We start from the raw sequence: 21,603 nt of genomic DNA, 5'->3' as shown, positions 1-21,603 counted from the left end.
GAGTTGCCGAGGAAACGCTAGCGGGTTCAAGGCGAAGCGGAGTAACTGGCGAACTGCCGCTGGCCTCTTCACTGGCAAGTTCAGGAATGATGAAGCCGAGGCTTGCCGCATTCGGCACCCGTCGCACACCGACCGGCAAGGTGGTCTGCATCAACTCGCGCGATTGGTCAAGTGGGTGGAACTTGTTGCCCTGCTCGGCGAGTTGAGAATCCTGCTGGTCTTTGGCAGCGTTTAACCTGTAACTCTCCAGCACCCTGCCGAGAGCGTTCATCACCACGGTCAACAAATCCATGCGTGAATATGCCGGACTTTGTTCACTACCTTCAAAAGTCGCGGCAGATAGCGGCAGGTCATACTCCCACTCATCATAGGGTGAAGGGTCAACGTACCACCCAAAGCCTGCGGCTGTTTGGTCAATGCGTATTTCTTTTTCATCGCCCTGACTCAAATAGCGCTCTGGCAAATCAGCGACGGTGAAAGTAACTTCTCTTAATTTCGCTACATCCTCATAAGAAATTCCGGTTGCCTCCCACCTTGTAATTGCCGCTTTGACAACGCCTGACAACTCATCATCAGTTAAATTCAATACCTCTGCATCGGTCAATTTCTTCCCTGACTGAGCCTCTAAAACAACCGCTGCGGGAATCCCGGAACAAAAATTAGCAGTCACAGTGTTGATCGTACCGGAGGTGCTGATGTTTGCGGGCGCGATGCCCGGATTGTTGGTCGCCAGGTTGCTCGTGCCACCTTCGAGGTTAAGCGTAGAGGTATCCGATTGCGCGACAAACAGCCCGAAAAAGCCGCTGCCGCCCGCGCTCGTGGTATTGCCGGTGATGCGCGCGCAGAGCGTCGTTTGCCGTCGCGAGCGGACGCGGATAGCGTCAATCGCGCCAGGTAACACCGAAACGTTATTGTTCGTCACCGCCGCCTGCACCGCGCCACCGGAGTTTGCCGCATCGCCATTTGCCTGCACCCGCAACCCGAAATCAAGACCGACGTTACTGACCGTATTGGCATCCACTCTGATGTTGATGGCGCTAAGCAAATCTTGAAACACATCAATCCCATTACCGCTGAAACCCGCGCCCCGATTGATGATTTTATTGTTCCTGACCCTGCCATTCATCGTCGAGTTGTTGCCCGCGAAGATATTGATGCCGGTATTCATCAATGAAGAATTGGTTACGCCATCAGGAGTGCCGACCCGGTTGTTGTCCACATCAAAGGTCATCTGACCTGTGGCACCGGCGGTGACGTTGATGCCGAGATTGCCTTCGTTATTGCCAGCCGTGCCGCGCGTGATGATGTTGTTGGCGATGGTGAGATTGACGGTGGATGAATTGGCGCTGTCACAATTGATGGTATCCGTGCGATTGCCATTGAAATTGTTGCCACTGATGACCCCGGTCATGTTGGCGCTGTTAAAAGCCGCGAAACGCACGCCGATGTTGCCGGTAACCGTGCTGTTGTTCTGGATGTTGTTGTTGGTGATGTTGCAGGTGGACAGCACCGTGCTGCTGGTATTTTCAATGCGCAGGTTGTCTTCGACCCCGCCGCTGATGACCGATTCATTGATCGTATTGGCGCTGCCGAAGAGGTTGTCGAAAACGACGGCTCCTTCTCTGACCGGGGCGGCGTTGCCGTTTACACCACTGACCGTACTGTATTCAAATACGAAGTTGGTGACGTTTGCGCCATAGATGCCGAAGTTCTGATTGGTGCCGTTGATGGTCAACCGTCGCAATGTGATGTTCTGCGCGTTGTTCAAGTATACACCGATACCGTTGGTTGAACTGTTCGCGCCGGTTGCGTTGGTGATGGTGCCGCCGCTGCTGTTGCCGCCGCGCGTGGTGTTCACGCCGTCGCCAGTGACCGTGAAACTGCCTGTGGTGTTTTGCAGAAAGATACCATTGACCCCACCCGATGCCGACACGCTCACAAATGTCGCATTCAAACTTCCGGTGCCAACCGAATGCGTCAGGCTGATGGCTCTGCCACCTGAATTGCTGATGTTGCATTCGGAGGCGGTAAAACTGCTGAAGTTCGTTCCGCTGAGCGCCGTGCCACTCGCCGCGCTGATGTTCAAGCCGCGTATCAGATTACTCGTCCCCAGGGTCACATTGCCCGCAATCACCGGATTGGTGCCGCCGGTTGTCGGCAACGCCAGACTGCCTGCGGGCGGCGTGATGCCTGTAATGGATGATAATGAAGCCGTCGCGCCTTGTCCGATTAATCGCTGGTTGTTCAGCAAGGTCAGCACCCCCGTGTAGTTCGTTGCAGTTTGCCGATAGAGAAAAATATTATCGCCCGGGTCATCTGCCGCTCCCGCAATAAAACTAGCCAAACTATTAAATGGCGCGCTGAGGCGACCGTTGCCATTGGTTGCCAGCGAATTATCAATGAACCAAATCATGCCGCTTACGGCAATCGTTACCGTTCCGGTATTACTTCCCGCTGAATTGGTCAGGGTATAGGTAAACGTGTCGGTGCCTTCAAAGCCCGCCGGGGGATTGTAGGTGAAACTGCCATCGGCATTGAGCGTCAGGTCTCCGCCTTGTGTCGTGGTCGTAGGCGGACTGGTAATCGTCGCCGCCGGAAGCCCAAAATAATCGTTTGCTAAAACGCCGTTTGCCGCAGGCACTTGAATGAGTATGTTGCCGGTCGCCGAATAACTATCATTGACCGCTACGGGTGTCGCCCTAACCGAACCGGCAACCAGAGTCGTATTGGCGTCTATGGTATCGTTGAAGGAGACATTAGTTGCATCCATACCGCTGTTGCTGATAGTCACCGTATAAGTAATCGTCCCGCCGGGACTCACCGACGCCGGCGAAGCGGTTTTGGTGGCAGTGACGGTCGGCGCAAAAAACGCCGCAGCCGACGCGGTCGCAACCATCGCTTTCAACGACGAACCGGTGGTGGATTCGGTCGTTTCTACAACTGACGTTGCATTGGATTCGGCAGACGTCGCCATTACCTTGCTTGTTGAAGTGACGGTGCCGGAAGTTACCTGCCAACCGGGAGTCGATATTAAGAAACACAAAAAAGCGATAAGAAGAATAAACCGTGGATTCGACAAAGCGGGGAAGATGAATCTGGGTTTCATAAGCCACTCCTTCAAAATGGTGAGGTTGTGTTCGTCTAGCTGGGTTTGTCGCCAAGGTTCTTGATACTTAAAAGCTTTTCATCCAAATTGGAAACAGAGGAAGAACGCTCTTGATTCCCTTGAACCGGGTTTCAAAGTTCTTCATAACGCACAAGGCGAGGTCTTCTAAAGTGGATGATTTATCTTAAAAAAATTCTTAATGTACGGCTTAGTTTTAGAACCTGGGTTGCAGCATTTCAGCACACTATTATTGGGGGTTAATCGTCTGAGATGTTGCGGGAAGTGCGACTATATCATTTACCGATGAATCTGTCATGGAAGAAAGTTGCAGCATAAGCCAATCGGTCACACCTCAGCAATACGCCTGAAAAAGAATTAACCGTTATCGCCCGTTAATGGCTTTAAAATAAATCAGGGTGGCAACAAGCCACCCCGAATGACCTTGTATTTTACACCTCTCAACTTTTTGATTAATTGTTCATGGTCTGCGGTTGTTGGGGAGTGTGCAGTTACAGGAATTATCCAGAATATTTCTATCGGCGATAGAACATTGAAGCGTTCCCGGAGGCGATTGCAAACTACCTGTTGCTGTCCTCACACTTTGATTGATAGTGGCAAGCACACGCCTATCCGAAGGATTATGTGTCAGGGTGATCACCCCGCCCCGCTTGGTCACGGTGCCCTTGCCGAAGTATTTATCGACGCCACAACAGAACACATAATCGCCCGTCAGGCTGTTGAGTAACAACACCGTTGTCGCATTGCTGTCATCCTGAATGCAGATGTCAAAGGTCGTTACTACGAAGGAACAATTCGCCGTGTTGCCGCTGGCATCGGTCGCCGTGCAACTCACCGTCGTCACGCCTAAGCCGAAACAACTCCCCGATGGCGGCACACACACCACACTCTCGCCAGGACAGTTATCACTCACTTGCGGTGCCGGGTAGTTCACCACCACACAACTCTGATTCGGCGCTATCGGTGCGGTGATGTTTTGCGGACAGCTAATCGTCGGGGCTTGTGTATCATTGATGGTTATCGTGAAACTGCAACTCGATTTGTTGCCGCTGGCATCGGTCGCCGTACACGCCACCATCGTTGTGCCTTTCGGGAAACTCGCCCCGCTCGGTGGCACACAGGCAATGGTTATGCCCGGACAGTTATCCGTTGCCATAGGCGTTTGATAATTCACTGTCGCTGCGCAAAGATCAGGCAAAGTGGGAACCGTGAGATTCGCAGGGCAAACGATACCCGGCGGTTGCATATCATTTACCGTAACCGTAAATGAACACGTCCGCGTATTGCCAGCCGCATCGCTCACGGTACAAGTCACCGTCGTCACTCCCTTGGCAAAAACGCTGCCCGAATTTGGCAGGCAAGTGACACCGCCGACGCCCGGACAATTATCGGTTGCCACCGGAGTTTGATAACTGACGCTTGCCTGGCATTGATTCGGCGCTGTAGCGGTTGTGATATTTGCCGGACAAGTCATATTCGGTTGCTGTGTGTCATTCACGGTTATGGTGAATGAGCAGGCAGCCGAATTCCCCGCAGCATCACTTACTGAACAATTCACTGTCGTCGTGCCCTTAGTAAATGTCGCCCCCGATGCCGGCGAACAAGCCACTGCGCCAACACCGGAACAATTATCGGTTACTGCCGGGGTTGGGTAATTCACCACTGCCTGACAAACATTTGCATCGGTCGATTGCGAAATATTAGACGGACAAGTGATGCCCGGTGATTCCGTATCATTAACCGTTACCGTGAAAGCACAACTCGGACCCACAGTCGTAGTGCAACTTACGGTTGTCACCCCTTTTGCAAAGAATGACCCGGTGGGCGGACTGCAAACCACCGTTCCGCAATTGCCCGTCGTTGAAGGTGACGGATAATTGACTAACGCGCCGCATTGATTCGTATCATTGGCTTTCACGACATCCGCCGGGCAACTAATAGTGCAAGGGATAATTGTCACAGTGAACAAACAGCTTGCGCTGTTATTGCTGGTATCGGTCGCTGTGCAGGTGACCGTCGTTGTGCCAACAGCAAAGCAGGTTCCTGATGGCGGCACACAATTCACCGCTACGCCTGGACAATTATCTGAGCCTGTCGGGGTTGTGTAGGTCACCGTTAAACAACCTGTCGTTGTCGTTTGAGTAATATTCGCAGGACAACTCAGCGTAGGATTTTGCGTGTCGTTAACCGTGACCGCAAATGAACAATTAGTTGAATTGCCTGCGGCATCGCTAACCGAACAGGTCACCGAGGTAATCCCTTTGGGAAAAGTCGAACCTGACGGCGGCACACAAGTCACTGCCCCAACACCCGGACAATTATCCGTTCCGGTTGGCATTGTATAGGTCACCACCGCCGAGCATTGATTTGACGTGGTCGGCACGGTGACGGGGGCAGGACAGGCAATACTTGGGGGTTGTGTATCATTTACCGTTATCGTGAATGTACAGCTCGCGCTATTCGCAGTAGGGGTTGCGGCGTCGCTTACTGAACATGTAACCGTAGTCGTTCCCTTTTGAAAGGTTGAACCCGATGGCGGGGTGCAGGTCACGGTTCCAACACCCGGACAATTATCCGTCGCGGTCGCCGATGTATAGGTCACCACTGCCGAACATTGATTAGCATCGGTACTGACCGTTTTATTCGCAGGACAATTTATTGTCGGCTGCTGCGTATCATTAATGGTTACTGTAAAGGTGCAGGACGCAGCATTGTTCGACGTATCGGTCGCGGTACAGGTGATGGTCGTGATGCCTTTATTGAACGTTGAACCGGTTGCCGGAACACAAGCGACGGTCGCGCCCGGACAATTATCCGCTGGTGTCGGCGTCGTAAAATTCACAACCGCTGTGCAAACCCCGCTGTCGGTTGATTGGGTGATATTCGTCGGACAGGTAATTGTCGGATTTTGCGTATCATTGATTGTCACCGTGAAGGTGCAAACGGCTGTGTTGTTACTTGCATCGCTGACCGAACAGGTGACCGTAGTTATTCCCTTTTGGAAAGTTGACCCGCTGGCAGGTGTGCAGGTGACGCTGCCAACTCCAGGACAGTTATCGGTTGGATTAAGCGGTGGATAAGTAACCGCTGCCGAACAAAGATTTGTATCTGTCGGCATGGTGATATTCGGCGGGCAGAGCATGTTGGGAGCCTGTGTGTCGTTGACCGTTATGGTGAATGAACAAGAAGCGGGATTGCCGCTCGCATCACTCACGGTGCAGGTCACCGTTGTCACACCCTTTTGAAAGTTTGAACCTGATGCCGGGCTACAAACCACCGTGCCTACGCCGGGGCAATTATCATTTGCAGCAGGCAATGTGTAATTGACAACCGCCAAGCATTGATTCAAGTCCGTCGATTGAGTGATATTCGCTGGACATTCGATTGCTGGAGGCGTGGTCTCTGGCGTCACATTAACCGTAAGCGTCTCTGTGGCAGAAGCCAACTGAGCATCGCTAACGGTTAGCGTGAAAGTCGAATTGGTTGCGCCGCAATCAGCCGTGACATCAGCCGTGACATCACCATTGACCGCGACGCTGATGTTAGTGATGGAAACGCCAGTCCCGGATAAAGGTGTCGCAGTCACTGTTAAGGTGTTTGCCGTTTGATCGTCGTCATTAACCGCAGCAATTTTGGAGTTGATCGCCGGCGCAGCCTTTTGTCTCGATAATGGCGCGACGGCTGTGATTGTCGGAGGCGTATTGGGTGGCGGACAAGAGCTATTCAAACGAATGGCTCCCGAATTCTGCGCGTTGAAATGAACAACAACAAAATCCTGGAAATCATCCCCATTAAAATCAGCAACCGCCAGGTATCGCGGGTTGGGGTTCACGGTTACTTCGCTCGTTGGAGTAAAACCTGTGAAATTACCCGACCCATCACCAAGTCTCACCGATACCGTACCAAATCCAATATTGGTGGTCGCAAAATCGAGTTTGGCGTCATTATTGAAATCGCCAAGCGCGATGCAGGCTGGACCTGAACTGACCGGGACATTCGTCATCCCCGAAAAATTACCTGCGCCATCACCGAGGCGAATGGCAACGACATTCACGCTGACCATCGCAATGGCGAGGTCGGGTTTATTATCGCTATTGAAATCACCCGCAACGACAAATTGTTGAAATCCACCCAGCGCAATATCGGGAGCATTCGCAAAACTGCCCGCGCCATTTCCCAAACGAACTGAAGCCGCATTCCCATTTAAATTCGCAGTGGCAAAATCCAGCTTGCCATCACCATTAAAATCACTGACCGCGATAGAGTATGGACGTTCGCCTACGGCTATTTCCGAAGTGCCCGAAAAATTCCCCTGACCATCTCCAAATCGAATTGAAACCGTATTATCAATTTCATTGGCTGTGGCTAAATCCTGATGACCATCACCGTTGAAATCTCCGATAGCCACGGCATTTGGAATCGCTCCGGTTGGCACATTCAGTGTACCTGAAAAATTTCCGGCTCCATCTCCAAGACGAATGGACACACTGCGAAGCACACTGTTATTAGAAAGCCCCAAATCCTGATGGCCATCTTCGTTAAAATCACCCACCACAATTGCCCGAATAAACGGTTGGGCGCTAACGGTGGTCGAACCCGAAAAATTACCTGCCCCATCACCCAGGCGTACAGAAGCCGGGTCGGGACTATCATATCCGGCAACAAAATCCTGACGCCCGTCTTCGTTAAAATCCCCCACCGCCAGCGAATTGGAAAACGGGTTGAGCGCAACATCAGGCGCGTAGGTAAAAGCCAGAGGGTTTTCGCAAGGCGTGCCACTTTGCACCGTCAGGGTAAACGAACGCCTACCCACTCCGTTGGCTCCGAATCCATTCAGGGTTAGCGTATAAATCCCTGACGGATAGGCGTTGGTCACCCGCACTACACCGGTCACAGGATTGGCGGTCAACGTCCCTTTAAATTTTGCTGATGTTGAAACACTGACGCGACTCATCATAAAAGGCGGCGCGCTCGGCGTGATGGTCGTATTCGCGCCTAACGGCACACTGGTGTTGGGATAATTTCCAAATGATGGCAAAACAGTCTGGGCTTCATAAGCTCCGATGTCCGTATTATCGCCGCCGGTGGCTGATGCGATATTCGGGTCATCGAAGGTGCGTGCAAGTCCACGTTGGTCAATCACTGAATCGAAACTCAAACCTTTATCAATTGTAGGGCTGCCACCATAAAGCGCATGGGTGGGTGTGGTTCCGCCGTTATTGGTGAGCGGGGCGACAAGCGGGTCAAGCGGTGCAGCGCCGGTTCCCGTCTGATCACCAGGTTGATCAAAAAGCACCTCGCCGCCGACATTACCAATCAGATTGTAGCCCTGCGATGTCAGTCCGCCACCAACATCCGGCACCGTGGAATTGTTGCGATTTGCCGCGACAATCGAATTACGCACAACCACCAGACCGAAGTTTCTTCTTATGCCCCCGACGCTATCGTTCGTCCCGCCTTTATTGTCTGTGATGGTGCTGTTGGTTATGACTGCCGTTCCATCAAATATCAAGATGCCGCCATTGGCATTGCCAAAAGCGGTTGCTTGATTTCCACTAATCGTCGTGTTGGTTACAAGCATCACTCCATTATTGCTTTGCGAAATCCCGCCCCCGTTGTTAAACCCCGTAAGTGTAGCCGTATTGTTAGAGAAGGTACTGTTGAGAACGGTTAAGCTGCCTAAGTTCTGTAAACCGCCGGCAAATTTTCCCGCATTGCCAGTAATGTGACACCCGTTGAGGGTCAGGTTGCCTGAATTATCTATGCCACCGGCAACCAGACTGGTGCCGTTGCCACCGGTAATCGTCACGCCATTGATATTGACGGTCTTATTGGTGGAAATATTAAAAACCACCGCGAAATTATTCCCATTGATAGTCAACGCATTCGCTCCCGGGCCATTAATCGTCAGGTCATTGTTAATCGCCGGAAGCGCGCTCGATAAATTGATTGTCCCCGTCACGCTGAAGTTAATCGTGTTACTTCCTCCCGCAGCATTCGCCTGTGACAGACAATAACGAAAATCTCCGGTTGTTCCTGTCCCCGCTCCCGTGTCGCCGAGGTTATCGACGGTATAGACAGCGTAAAACATTGCCGGGTCGAGGTCTCCGGCATCGGTTGAGTTGGAAAAATGATAGGTACTGTTTTCGATTATCCCGGTATCGGCATTTACCAGTTTTAAACCGGCGAGAGACAATAACCACGCGCTGATTAAAACAACTGCTAATAAAATGACCCGTGTGAAATGGGGATTAGATTTCATTTTCGGATTCTCCCTGTGGCGAAATTTTGGTGGTTGGTGAATAGTGGTTTCGGTCTTGTGTTCATCGAAAGCAAATATTTTCAATAACCAGATTGGTGGCTGTCACTAATTTTTAATTGTGCTTGACGATACTGCCTGCCGCATCTTTTCGGTAGCGGCAAGGTTATAGATTTGCTGACAGGCGTTATGTCGAATGGCTACTGCAATCCTGTCGGTTTTGTTGGTTTCTCAAGGTTTTCGATGAGCAAATTCCGCAATTCAAAAAGATTGTCCTTGGCGATAAAGGCACAGGCGCCCGCCAAAAGCGCAGCCTCGCGGATTGCTTCATCTTTGCCGATTGAAATGATGGCAATAAGGGCATCCGGGTATGACTTTTTAATTTGACGGGTAGCTGAAAGTCCGTCGATCTTTTTCATACGAATATCCATTAAGACCCAATCAGGGCGGTGCGCGGCATATGCCGTCAAAGCATCCGCTCCATCAGAGTATTCATGAATTTCACTGACAAGATCGTTGACAACCTGCTTGATTGCCCTGCGAAACCTGGGGCTGTCATCAATAATCAACAGCTTAAGCAGTTTGCTCACGTCGCCAGTATGCGACAATTTACAGGCAATTTGAATAAAGGGGATTACACAATTTTCTTAGGTAATATTACTCATTTTTTACTTGTCGTCAGAAAATTGCAGGGGTTAATGATTCACATCAGGTTGGTGGTTATATTTTGGAAGAGCTTGATTGAAAAGTATTCAAACAGGCTCCGATTCCAGTCCATCTATTGCCTCAGCCAAGGTCTGATTAATGCTTACGGGCTTAAATTTCGGATTTGTGTTCAATCGCGAATTTCATCAGCGCGTGGCTGCCGCTGAGTCCCAACTTCTGGCAGATATTGGCGCGATGATTATCAACGGTTCGCCAGTGGATGTTTAATTCATCAGCAATCTGTTTGCTGGTTTTGTATTCGGCAAGCATTTTGAGCACACGCCGTTCGGCAGGCGTCAGGTCATCGAGTTGCGGTTTTTCGCGGCGCAAACTGTCGGCTCTGGCACTGCGGTTGAGCAGAAACCCCGAAAGCTGCGGACTGATATACGGCTGCCCCTGCATGACCGCTTTGATGCTGCCAACAATATCCGTGACGGCGCTGTCTTTAAGCACATAGCCTTTCACCCCATTATCAATCGCCGCATTAAACATATCTTCGGCTTTATGCATGGTGAGAAAAATGATTTCAACGGCGAGACCCTGGGCGCGCAAAGCCTGCACTAATTCAAACCCGCTCATTTCAGGCATATGAATATCCAGCACTGCGACATCCGGGCGCGCTTCACGAATCTGTTCAAGCGCGCGCTTGCCGTTTTCGGCTTCGGCTACGACCTTCATGCCGCTTTCCATCTCAATCACCTGGCGCAATCCTTTACGAAAGATGGGATGATCGTCAGCAATCAGTATGCGGATGTTATTTTCCATATCTCCTATTGTTCGCCTCGATACCCAGGGTTACTGTCGTTCCCTGTCCGACTGTCGATTGAATATCCAGTTTTGCGCCAAGCATACGGGCGCGTTCGGCAATGCCTTGCAACCCGAACCCTTCGCGTTCCTGACCGAGTTTTTTTTCGATATTGAAACCCCGACCATTATCCTGAATAAACAGTTCAATCAACTGTCCATTGGTTTCAATAATAATTTTTGCCTGTGTGGCTGCTGAATGTTTGACAATATTGTTCAGACATTCCTGGATGATGCGATACAGATTAATCTCGGCTTCCGGCAAAAACCTGCCGTCAAGAGATGGGATTTGCGAAATAATTTCGATTTCACAGGATGCTGCAACTTTAGCGATGATCGATTCAATCGCTTTGCTCAACCCCAAATCATCCAGTTGATAGGGGCGCAGATTGTATGATATTTCGCGTACCTCTTCGATAGCCTGTGAAGCGGTAGCGGAAATATCATCAAGCTGTTCCCTGCCGCGCGCTTCGGGTTGCGACAGATGGAGTCCGAGCAATGCCGAATTTTTGATTATCAGTAAATGTTGCCCAAGACTATCGTGCAACTCAGCGGCGATGCGCTGCCGTTCGGATTCCTGTGATTTAATCAGTTGTTGCGAGAAAGCTTCCTGTGCCAACCGGGCTTTTTCCAGCCGTTTGATACGCAGCCAGATGCTTAACCAGATTAGTCCGGCGGCGCTGACCAATACCAATGAATAGAACCAACCGGTTTTCCAAAATGGCGGGACGAGGTGAAGTTGCACACTTGCGCCCTGCAAATTCCAAACGCCGTCGCGATTTGCCGCAATCACTCGAAAGGTGTAACGTCCGGGGGTAACGTGTGTATAGTAAGCTACCCGTCGCGTGTCCGCATCCACCCAGTCCGTATCCCAACCTTCCAGCTGATATTTGAATTTGAGGCGCTCGGACATAATGAAACTCAAACCGGTGTAATGAATTTCAAAATTCTCAGTATCTGCGGGAATCTCTACAAACTGGCGAAAGCTGGTCGCCCGGTTATCAACCAGAAATTTCTCGATCATCACCGAAGGCGGTTGCGCGCTAATGGGTACAGCTTCAGGGTCAACCACAGCGACGCCTCCTTGAGTTGGGAACCATAATTTACCATCAAGAGCGGCGACCCCCGCAGGCTGCCCGCCGCCATTGCATTCGGAATTCAACATGCCGTCGCGTTTGCCATAGGGAATCGCCGTCACGGTTTTGCCGCGACCTTCGGCATAATCATTCAATTCGCCTTTATTGACCCGATAAATTCCCAGATTGCAACTCATCCAGAAATTACTTTTGGCGTCTTCCAGAATTTGAAATACCCCGTTATTAAATAAACCTTCTTTCACGGTTATTCTGGTGAAGTTGCCATCTTTGTATCGAACCAATCCCGCATCATAAGTGCCAAACCAGAACACCCCATCACGATCCTCATAAATCGCCCGGATGATATGACCGGATAGTCCATCAATTCCTGCATATGAACTAAATTGTCCATCTTTCAACTGGCAAACGCCGCTTTGCGTACCAATCCACAAATGTCCGTCCCGGTCTTCATAAATCACATTGATGGTATTTCCGGGAAGCCCGTCTTTGGTTGTGTAAATGGTGAATGCGCCTTGTTGATATTTTGCCAGACCATTCTGCGTGCCTATCCAAATCGTTCCCTGTTTATCCTGCCGAATTGCCCGCACGACATTATCGGGAAGCCCATCCTTCATCATATAGGCAGTCACCACACCATCTTGGTAACGTCGCGCGCCGCCGCCCCAACACCCTATCCACATGCTTCCTTCTTTATCCCTCATCAGTGAGGTCACCAGTTCTTTTGCTACTCCATATTGCTCGCCGCACCGAGTAAAAATCCCGGCTTGATATTTCGTCAGTCCCGGCCAGGTGCCTATCCAGATGGTGCCTTCATTGTCCAGGCAAATCGGATAAGTATTATTTGCTGTCAGTCCATCTTCAACGGCGTATGAAGTAATGATATTGTCACGCAAACGGCTGAGACCGCCGGTTGAACCAATCCATAAAATGCCTTCGCGGTCTTCATAAAGCGACAGGATTTCGTTACCTGCCAATCCGTTCGTCGTTGTATAGGAGGTGAACTGATTATCTTTGAAGCGATATACCCCCCCGTTTGAAGTCCCAATCCAGAGATTCCCCTGCCGGTCATCGCAAAGCACATTGATGCGATTATCGGGTAACCCATCTTTTTGCGAATAATAATTGAAAGCGCCATCTTTGAATCGCAATAATAAGCCTCGCGACGCGCCAACCCACAAAACTCCTTGACGGTCTTCAAAGACCACTTTGATGTCGCGCGACGTCAGTCCACTTATCCATGCATGGGCAGTGACGCGCCCCTGTTCAAGGCGATGCAATCCGGTTTCATCGAGATGCCAGACCGCTCCTGAGCGAACCGGGTAGCCAAAATCGTTATACAATCGAGGTGAAGAGGGGTCTTGGGCAAAGAATCTTCCATCTTTCAGATAAACCACATCGCTTTCGCTATGCACCAGAAGCGGACTGCCCTCATCCTGCCGGATTTGCAAAATCAAGGTTCCCGTCAGCCCGTCCTCTTTACTGAAGGTCACAAACTCACCATCTTTGTAGCGTATGAGTTGATTGGCTTCGGTATTCACCCACAGGTAACCGTCACGGTCTTCAAACAGGTGACTAAACCGACTGCTTTTCAACTCAGGCGTATTCCCGGCATTGAAGACGGTAAACTGCACGCCATCATAGCGCACCAGTCCGTCATAAGTTGTGAACCACAAATAGCCATCGCGACTTTGCAGAATGCTGTTGATCGAATTTTGTGGCAAGCCGTTGTCGGTCGTCCACACATCGAAATGATAAGGGGAGAGTTGACTCCTTCGCGGCGAATTTTTATTGCCGGGAGGCGTATGACTTTCTCGTAACGATGTCCCCGTTGACGGGGTGCCAGTGTTTAACGTCGAAAATTTGACACTTTGTGAAAGGGCATATGAGCAAACCCACCCCGATAAAATGAATCCTGTTAGAGCAATATAAAAGCGGTTGGTCATTTTCCCTTTGCCCATCACCAGTCAGTCAACACACTTGAAAAAGATACCCTCCGGGGTGATTCAAAACAGCCTATGAAATAGCGATATTTACAAAGCCAGTTTCAGAACCTGCGTGCCCTGCAAGCGATTCCCCCCCAAAGCGCGTACAGCATAACAATTGCCTCGAATTCTGTACAATCTCCATAAAAGTCTGAGCCTTAATCTTTCCAGGTTCGCTTAAAAAACCAATTGCCGAACGGGCGGGCAGCTTGCGGAAAAGCTTGAGCTGATTTTCAAGGTGAATTTCTCAGCGGACGCGGCGTGAAGCCATCCTTGATCAGTAGCGCCATGATTTCCCCGACCAATCTGCATGAAAAAAACAGTTGGTGGAATCGAGTCAAACCAGCCGAACAAACGTTGAGGTTACATTCGTCCGTATACTTATCGCCTTTGCAAGATGAATTGACGGACGCAATTGACAATAAAGATAATGACAGCCTATGAATCGTACAGACCGATTGCTCGCCCTGGTTTTTGAACTGCAACGCGGTGGCATTCGCCGCGCCGAAGATTTAGCCGAAAAATTTTCAATCACCAAACGCACCGTCTATCGCGATATTCAGGCGCTTTGCGAAACCGGCGTCCCGGTGATTTCGCTTCCCGGTCAAGGCTACGCTTTGATGGAAGGTTATTTTTTGCCGCCACTCAGTTTTTCAACCGATGAAGCCACCATGTTAATTCTGGGCAGCCATTTCGTCGCCGACCATTTCGATTCGCAATACAAAACCGCCGCCCAATCCGCAAGCCGCAAAATTGAAACGGTGCTTTCAACCAAACGCCGCGAAGAGGTGCGCTTTTTACAAAACAGCATCGAACTTGTGCCAATGGGCGTCAATCACGAAGAAAACGATAATTTAAGGAAATTGCGCCGCGCCATTATCGAATCCCGAACCACCCACATCGTTTATAATGGGCGATATTCGCCTGAACAATCTTCACGCGAGGTTGACCCTTATGGGTTGGTGCATTACACAGGCAACTGGTATCTGGTCGCCCATTGCCACCTGCGGCAGGCGTTTCGCAATTTTCGTTTGGATAGAATCGAATCGCTCACCTTGCTCGATAAAACCTTTATCCGTCCGGCGGATTTTACCCTTGAACAAATCGAACGCGATGAACGACAAATCATCATTCGCGCCCTGTTCGATAAAGCGATTGAAAACTGGGTTCGCGAGTGGCGCTCGTATTACGTCGATGAGATGCAAAGCACCGCTGAAGGTTTATTGGTAACTCTCAGAGTTCACCATGAAAACGAAGTCTGGAATTGGTTAATGAGTTGGGGCGCACAGGTACAAATTTTAGAACCTGAATCGCTCAGGTTTCGCGTCATTGACGAAGCCGAAAAAATTCTCAAAAAAAATCTCCGGGCAAAAAAGATGCTGACATAAGGTTGTCACTCGCCTCTGTTAAATTGTCTTTCGTACAAATCAAACCGAAGGAGAATAGCTAATGAACAAACAAGCATTGCTTGGACAAAGACAATATTTCGATATGGTTCATGGCGTCACACTACGCGCCATCGGACAACTCAGTGACCAGGACTTGGACTTTCGCCCGCAACCCGAAATGCGTTCGATTCGCGAATTGGTCTATCACATTTACAGCTTTGAAAAACTCGTTGGTGAATGTGTTCGTTCGGGGAAAATTCCCACCGAAGCCGAAGCCGCGGCTAATCCCGAAAAGGAATCCGCCAAAGCCGCGCTTGCCGGTTTAACCACCGTTGCCAAATTGCAGGATTACGCCAGCAACTGTCACAAAATCGCCAATGAAACGGTCAATGCCATCACCGATGAAGAGTTATCACGCCTGATTGATGCGCCCTATGGAAGTTTTCCGGCGTGGCAGTATTTTGCCTTCGCTTATGATGAGCACTGGCATCATCGTGGTCAGCTTTACACCTACATTCGCTTGCTCGGTAAAGCACCGCTGATGCTCTATGATTACGAAAACAATCCGGCATAAACAGGATTTTGATAAGCAAAATAAAACGGCGAAAGGTCAGGCACTCTGTAACCTTTCGCCGTTTGCCATTTTTGCGCTTATTTAAATCAACCGGTCGCGCAACGCTTTGGCGACGGCTTCCGAACGCGAATGAACCTGTAATTTGGCGTAGACATTGCGCACATGAAAATTAATCGTATTAATCGAAACTCCCAATTCTCGCGCCGCGGTTTTGTAATTGTGACCTTCGACAAATAATTTCAAGAGTCGGGTTTCATGCGGCGTGAGTTCATAATTGGCGCGTTCAGGCGGGCGAATTTCGCGAAATAATTTAATCACTCGAAGCGCGATTTCCGGGGTCATCGGCGCACCGCCGTCAACCGCTTCGCGTATGCTTTCAATCAATTTTCCCGGCGGCGTTTTCTTGAGCAGATAGCCGCAAGCTCCCGCGCAAATCGCATCAAACACCCGTTCATCATCGTCATAAATGGTAATCATCAGGATTAACAAATCCGGGTAACGTTCTTTGAGTAGCTTGACGCCTTTGATGCCATTCATCCCCGGCAAAGCAATGTCGGAAAGCACCACATCCGGCAACGCAAAACCGATTTTATCCAACGCCTCTTCCATAGTTCGGAAACTGCCGGTGCAATGGAACCCCTCGGTGCCATTTACGAGAAACGTCAGACACTCGCGTATATCGCGCTGATCTTCGATAATCGCGACCTTAATCGGTTTTGCCGCATCTCTGGCGGTGGTTGAAAGTTGACTGCTCATTTTTATTTCAGGCGGGAATTTGCTTCATCCTAATTGCTTTAACTCAGGCATTGAGTTTGTATCGAAACTCAATTGCTCGAAATCATCACGCAAACGCCCGCCAATGTAGCTTAAAATCAGACCGCGCAATTGTCACCGCATAAATATGTAGTAAACAAATTTTTTATTGCCTATTTTGGTTTACTAACTCAAATGCCCGTTACTTTCATGCGCCCGATAGGGAATGACGAACTTGACTGTCGTACCGGAATCGCTAACCGAATTAATCGTCAATTCACCGCCGAGCGCCCGCGTGCGTTCACCCATACTCGCTAACCCATGCCCCTGATATTTTTCGTCAACAGCAAACCCTTGACCATTATCACGCAAACTGAGTTCCAGGTTTTCACCATCGGCGCGAAAGTCGATTTCCACTTCCGTGCATTTTGCATGGCGAACGATGTTGTTGATGCCTTCTTTAAACAGCAAAAATATTTCGCGGCGCACATTCGCGCCAACTTTAATATCGGTTTCCAGATTGGGGGCGCGAAAAATAAAATCAATCTGCCGGGCAGTCAATACATCGCTCGCGAAATGGCGCATCTTTTGATTCAAATCGCTCAAATGGTCTTTGCTGGGATTGATTGCCCAAACAATTTCGCTCATCGAATCGACCAGTTCACGCGATAATTTGGCGATATTGGAAAGTTGATGACCGACGGGCGCTTCCTGTCCATCTACACGGCGCTGCGCCACTTCACTGAGCAGAGAAATCCGCGTCAAATTCGAGCCAATATCATCGTGCAAATCCGTAGCGATGCGCCGACGCACCTGTTCGAGTTCCCGCAAGCGTTCCTCTTTCGCCTGCCGCAAAGCTGCCTCGGACTGTTCGCGTTCACGTTTACGGAGCAGGCGAAATCGGATGAATACCGCAACCGTTGAACTGATTAATAAGATGCTCAAGGTAATAAACCACCACCTCAACCAGATGGGCGCGAGAATGCGAAAGGTTACCGAAGCGGGTTCCGCGCTGACTTTGCCATCTGTTCCTACTGCCCGCACCAGAAAGCGATAAGAGCCGGATCGGAGATTGGCAAAGTTGACGTTGCGTTGCGTCGAAGGCTCGCTCCAATCACCACCTGCGCCTTCGAGTTTATACTGGTAACGCAAGGTTTCGCCGACGGCTAAACTCAATCCGAAAAAATCGATGTTCAATTTGTTTTGTGAAGGCGAAAGCTCTGCGATTTCAATTTGGGTGTCCCCAAGTTCGGTGATGGAATATTTTTCTCCGTCAATCAAAATTCGACTGATAAAAATCGGTGGCGGTTGCAAAGGCGGGTCAGGTTCGGGAATCAACCGCGAAACGCCTTTTTGCGTGCCCGCCCAGATTGCCCCATGCCGGTCACGATGAATCATCAACACATAATTGGTGGTCAATCCGTCATCGGTTGAATAATGTTTGACCTGTTTGGTTTGCGGGTCGAGGCGGTCAACCCCGCGTCCGGTTCCCAGATAAAGATGTCCCAAATTATCTTCGGTTATATCCCAGATGTCATTACTCGATAAGCCGTCTTTGACGGTCAAAAAAGTTATTTGCGGTTGTTCATCATCGGGGCGGTCGATGCAAATCAAGCCGTTCTCTGCAGTACCCACCCATAATCGTCCTTTGCTGTCGCAGTAAATTTCGTGCAATCGTCTGCCCGGCGTTTGTGGCACCAGATCAAATCGCCTAAACCGTCCGTCTTTATAACGCGCGGCTGAACCACGCGCCGAAACCACCCAGATATTGCCGCTCTTATCTTCGCGAATGCCGGTGATGGTGTCATTAATCAACCCGTCGGTTTCCGTGTAGTGAAAAAATCTTTCGGTCTTGCGTTCCCAACGAGTGAGGTAGGCTTTATTGGATGGAATCACCACGCCGATCCAAATATCACCGCGCGAATCCTGATAAAGTTTGCGCACACGATTCGACGCCAAACCGTCTTTAACGGTGTAGAGGGCTTTGGGCGGTGTGGTGGCGAGTTTTTCGAGGCTCGCAACTTTCGGATAGCGCAGCAAGCCGCTGTCTGTGGGAATCCACCACTCGCCTGTGTGGTCTTGGAAATTATTCTGCTGCGCTTCAAGACCAAAATCGGTAATCGCTTTGGGAGAGAAGGGACGCACGGTCTTAAATTTTTCGCCATCAAATTCGCTAATCAGTCGCCCGCTCGCCGCATAACTGGCAACACAGATATTGCCCGCGCGATTTTCACTCAGACCGACAACGAAATCGGTGCCGATGCCATCATCTTTTCGCCAGGTTGCAAATCCGTTGCGCGAAATTTTAATCGCGCCATCGGTGTTCGTGGCAATCCATTGGTTGCCATCGCGGTCTTCGACCATCGCCCAGATGTAGTTGTCGCCGATGCCTAAAACTTTTGAGAAAGGCTTGACCAGATAATCGCGCTTATCCGGGGTTTCGATAATCTCGAAGAGTCCGTCACCGCTACAGATAAACAAACGATTGTCGGCAGGTTGAAAAAACCAGTTGCATTCACCGGTAATACCTTTTTTTACATCGAGGATTCGTTGAACAATATTTTGCGTTGGGTCTATATCTTTGCGAAGTTGACAAACACCATTGCCGGTGCCAACCCAAATCGAGCCGTCGCGGGCTTCCAGCAAACCGCGAATATTATTATCAATCAACCCGTTTTTAACGGTGAATTTTTCCATCCGTCCATCGGCAAACTTTCTGAACAGCCCGGCGCTGGTGGCGAACCATAAAACGCCTTTACGGTCTTCAATGATGTTGTAAATATAATTTTTTATTTCGGTGGGTCGTAAATGCCAGTCGTCATTTTCATACTGGAGATAGAAAAGCCCAGACCATGTACCACACCAGATGGTTCCTTGACTATCTTCAAATAACGAACGCACGGAAGGGTTACGGTTGTCTTCTCGCGGATAGGTTACGAAAAATTGATTTTCCCGATCCGGCTTGCGCTGTTTTTGCGACGGCTGAAAACCCGAAGGACTATAGCGCGCCAACCCATTAAGCGTTGCCACCCAGAAATTGCCATCGCGGGTTTCCAGAAAATCCCAGATATTGCTGCTTGGCAATCCATCATCCGCCGAATAGTTTTTGAATTGATAACCGTCAAATCGCGAAAGCCCTTCTTCGGTGCAAAACCACAGGAAATTGCGGGAATCCATGCGAATGCGCGTCACCCGATTGCGCGCCAACCCTTCACTGGTGGTGTAGATTTTAATCGGCAATTGCTGCGCATAGACCGTGACCACGCACCCCAATAAGCAACCGATTAAAATAGTCGTGCGAAAAAGTTGTGACACAATACCCGCGACTCCTTTTGCAGTGATTAAGGCAAATGATTTAGCGATGCTATGTTGAGGTAACAACCAAGTCAAGCAGGAATTTCTTTGCTCTATTTGCCAGTTAGAAATTGCTCGCTTACAATCATCGCTTAATTTTTATTGAGGTTTATGAATGTCTCAACACACTGAGTCCTGGCAACGCGAAGGCTATCTGGAAACTCACAACCATCATTTAACCGTTGATGGCGTTGATGCCATCGAACTGGTCGAAAAATTTGGGTCGCCGCTTTATGTCTTTTCTGAAAAACGCATTGCCCAAAATGTTCGCCATTTGCGCTGCGCCATCGAAGCCGTCCACCCGCGCATTAAACTCTGTTACGCTTCAAAAGCCAATTCCAATATGGCAATCCTCCGAACCGTTTTAAATGCCGGTGGCGATATCGAAGTCAATTCCGGCGGTGAATTGCACAAAGCTAAACTCGCGGGTTTTAAACCCGACCAGATTATTTTCAACGGCGTTTCCAAAACCGATGCCGAGATTCGCGACGCCATTGATTACGGCATTCTTTCAATCAATGTCGATTCGCTTTATGAACTCGACCAGGTCGCCCGCGTGGCGCGCACCTTGAATAAAAAAGCTAACGTGACAATTCGCTTGGTGCCGGAAATCGCCACGCGCTCACACGCGGCTTTGCAAACCGGATTGCTCTCTTCAAAATTCGGCATTACCCCCGCGCAGGTTGAAACCGCTTTTCATCACGCGCTGGAAATGACCGACGCCATCAATCTGGTCGGCGTTCACATACACGTCGGTTCGCAAACCCCTGACGCCGAACCTTACGCGCTGGCGTTTGGCGAAATGTGGGACATTCTGGTTGACCTGCACAAAAAATATAATCACAAACTATCGCACATCAACATTGGCGGCGGTTTGCCGATTAACTATTTGCCTGACCCGACACACGCCGAAACCATAGGGGAAAACGAACGCGCCATGCTATCAGCGCGACTCGACCCCGAATCGGTTTTTCGCGCCGCCATCAACGAAGCGGTTAAACACGATGAGGTCGGATTACTGAAAGATTTAACCATCGTTCTCGAACCCGGAAGAAAAATCATCGGCGATACCGGACTGGTCTTAACCCGCATCTGCAATATCAAAGAGCGACCGGAAATCGGCGATACCTGGTTGCTTACGGATGCCGGCTATTCATTGATGCTTTCGATGGGCATGTATAAATGGTACTACCACCTGATTTCCGCATCACATGCCGATGAAGCGCACGCCAGAGAATTCAAAGTCGCCGGACCGCTTTGCGATTCCGGCGATGTCTATTTCGATATTGAAAAAGGCACGCGCTTGCCTGCGTACCGACGGCTTCCCGAAAGCACCACGGTCGGCGATGTGCTGGCGCTGCTGAACACCGGCGCGTATGCGCTTGATCAATCGTCGCAATATAACGGTCGCCCGCGCCCCGCAGTGGTTTTAATTCGCCAGAACGGTGAAGCCACCATCGCGCGTCGCCGCGAAGTTTACGAAGATTTGTATGCTTACGATGTTTGGGAGTGAGTCTTATTCTTGATGGTTGTTTGCCTGCCGCAGCGTTTGTGAGATTGGCT

10 protein-coding genes are annotated in these 21,603 nt (G+C 50.0%); 3 read left to right on the top strand and 7 right to left on the bottom strand.

Going from position 1 to position 21,603, the window contains the following annotated elements:
* The 5 genes from AB1757_11650 to AB1757_11630 all read right to left on the bottom strand — a co-directional run.
* A partial coding sequence (locus tag AB1757_11650; GenBank protein ID MEW6127682.1) for an Ig-like domain-containing protein occupies positions 1-3,106 on the bottom strand: 3,106 nt, incomplete at its 3' end.
* Between the two features lie 478 nt (positions 3,107-3,584).
* Positions 3,585-9,386, bottom strand: coding sequence for an HYR domain-containing protein (locus AB1757_11645; GenBank protein ID MEW6127681.1), 5,802 nt, complete (start codon positions 9,384-9,386; stop codon positions 3,585-3,587).
* A 197-nt stretch (positions 9,387-9,583) separates the two neighbouring features.
* Positions 9,584-9,973: a response regulator transcription factor gene (locus AB1757_11640; protein MEW6127680.1), complete on the bottom strand. Its 390-nt coding sequence runs from the start codon at positions 9,971-9,973 to the stop codon at positions 9,584-9,586.
* A 226-nt stretch (positions 9,974-10,199) separates the two neighbouring features.
* Positions 10,200-10,853: a response regulator transcription factor gene (locus AB1757_11635; protein ID MEW6127679.1), complete on the bottom strand. Its 654-nt coding sequence runs from the start codon at positions 10,851-10,853 to the stop codon at positions 10,200-10,202.
* Entirely contained in the window at positions 10,843-13,932 is a 3,090-nt protein-coding gene (locus AB1757_11630; protein MEW6127678.1) for a two-component regulator propeller domain-containing protein, read from the bottom strand. Before AB1757_11630 ends, AB1757_11635 begins: the two co-directional genes overlap by 11 nt.
* Positions 13,933-14,411: 479 nt before the next feature.
* On the opposite strand from AB1757_11630, the gene AB1757_11625 reads away from it, so the two are divergent.
* Both AB1757_11625 and AB1757_11620 read left to right on the top strand, forming a co-directional pair.
* Positions 14,412-15,359, top strand: coding sequence for a YafY family protein (locus AB1757_11625; protein ID MEW6127677.1), 948 nt, complete (start codon positions 14,412-14,414; stop codon positions 15,357-15,359).
* Positions 15,360-15,420: 61 nt separating this feature from the next.
* On the top strand, positions 15,421-15,933 hold the full coding sequence (locus AB1757_11620; GenBank protein ID MEW6127676.1) for a DinB family protein: 513 nt from the start codon (positions 15,421-15,423) through the stop codon (positions 15,931-15,933).
* Between the two features lie 81 nt (positions 15,934-16,014).
* Here the strand turns inward: AB1757_11620 and AB1757_11615 are convergent, their stop codons facing one another.
* Both AB1757_11615 and AB1757_11610 read right to left on the bottom strand, forming a co-directional pair.
* Entirely contained in the window at positions 16,015-16,689 is a 675-nt protein-coding gene (locus AB1757_11615; GenBank protein MEW6127675.1) for a response regulator transcription factor, read from the bottom strand.
* A gap of 183 nt (positions 16,690-16,872) precedes the next feature.
* Positions 16,873-20,001, bottom strand: coding sequence for a two-component regulator propeller domain-containing protein (locus AB1757_11610; GenBank protein ID MEW6127674.1), 3,129 nt, complete (start codon positions 19,999-20,001; stop codon positions 16,873-16,875).
* A gap of 154 nt (positions 20,002-20,155) precedes the next feature.
* Between AB1757_11610 and lysA the strand changes: the two genes are divergently transcribed.
* A complete protein-coding gene (lysA, locus tag AB1757_11605) occupies positions 20,156-21,553 on the top strand; it encodes a diaminopimelate decarboxylase (protein ID MEW6127673.1) in 1,398 nt (465 codons plus the stop codon).
* Positions 21,554-21,603: the final 50 nt, after the last annotated feature.

It is taken from the genome of Acidobacteriota bacterium, assembly GCA_040754075.1.
Lineage (GTDB): Bacteria > Acidobacteriota > Blastocatellia > UBA7656 > UBA7656 > JBFMDH01.
The sequence above is the reverse complement of the archived record's forward strand: the minus strand, read 5'-3'. Positions and strand labels throughout refer to the sequence as shown.

Excerpts from the sequence above, each read along its gene's own strand:
- AB1757_11645 (MEW6127681.1), bottom strand. The coding sequence starts at position 9,386 with ATGAAATCTAATCCCCATTTCACACGGGTCATTTTATTAGCAGTTGTT.
- AB1757_11635 (MEW6127679.1), bottom strand. The coding sequence starts at position 10,853 with ATGGAAAATAACATCCGCATACTGATTGCTGACGATCATCCCATCTTT.
- AB1757_11630 (MEW6127678.1), bottom strand. The coding sequence starts at position 13,932 with ATGACCAACCGCTTTTATATTGCTCTAACAGGATTCATTTTATCGGGG.
- AB1757_11625 (MEW6127677.1), top strand. The coding sequence starts at position 14,412 with ATGAATCGTACAGACCGATTGCTCGCCCTGGTTTTTGAACTGCAACGC.
- AB1757_11620 (MEW6127676.1), top strand. The coding sequence starts at position 15,421 with ATGAACAAACAAGCATTGCTTGGACAAAGACAATATTTCGATATGGTT.
- AB1757_11615 (MEW6127675.1), bottom strand. The coding sequence starts at position 16,689 with ATGAGCAGTCAACTTTCAACCACCGCCAGAGATGCGGCAAAACCGATT.
- lysA (MEW6127673.1), top strand. The coding sequence starts at position 20,156 with ATGTCTCAACACACTGAGTCCTGGCAACGCGAAGGCTATCTGGAAACT.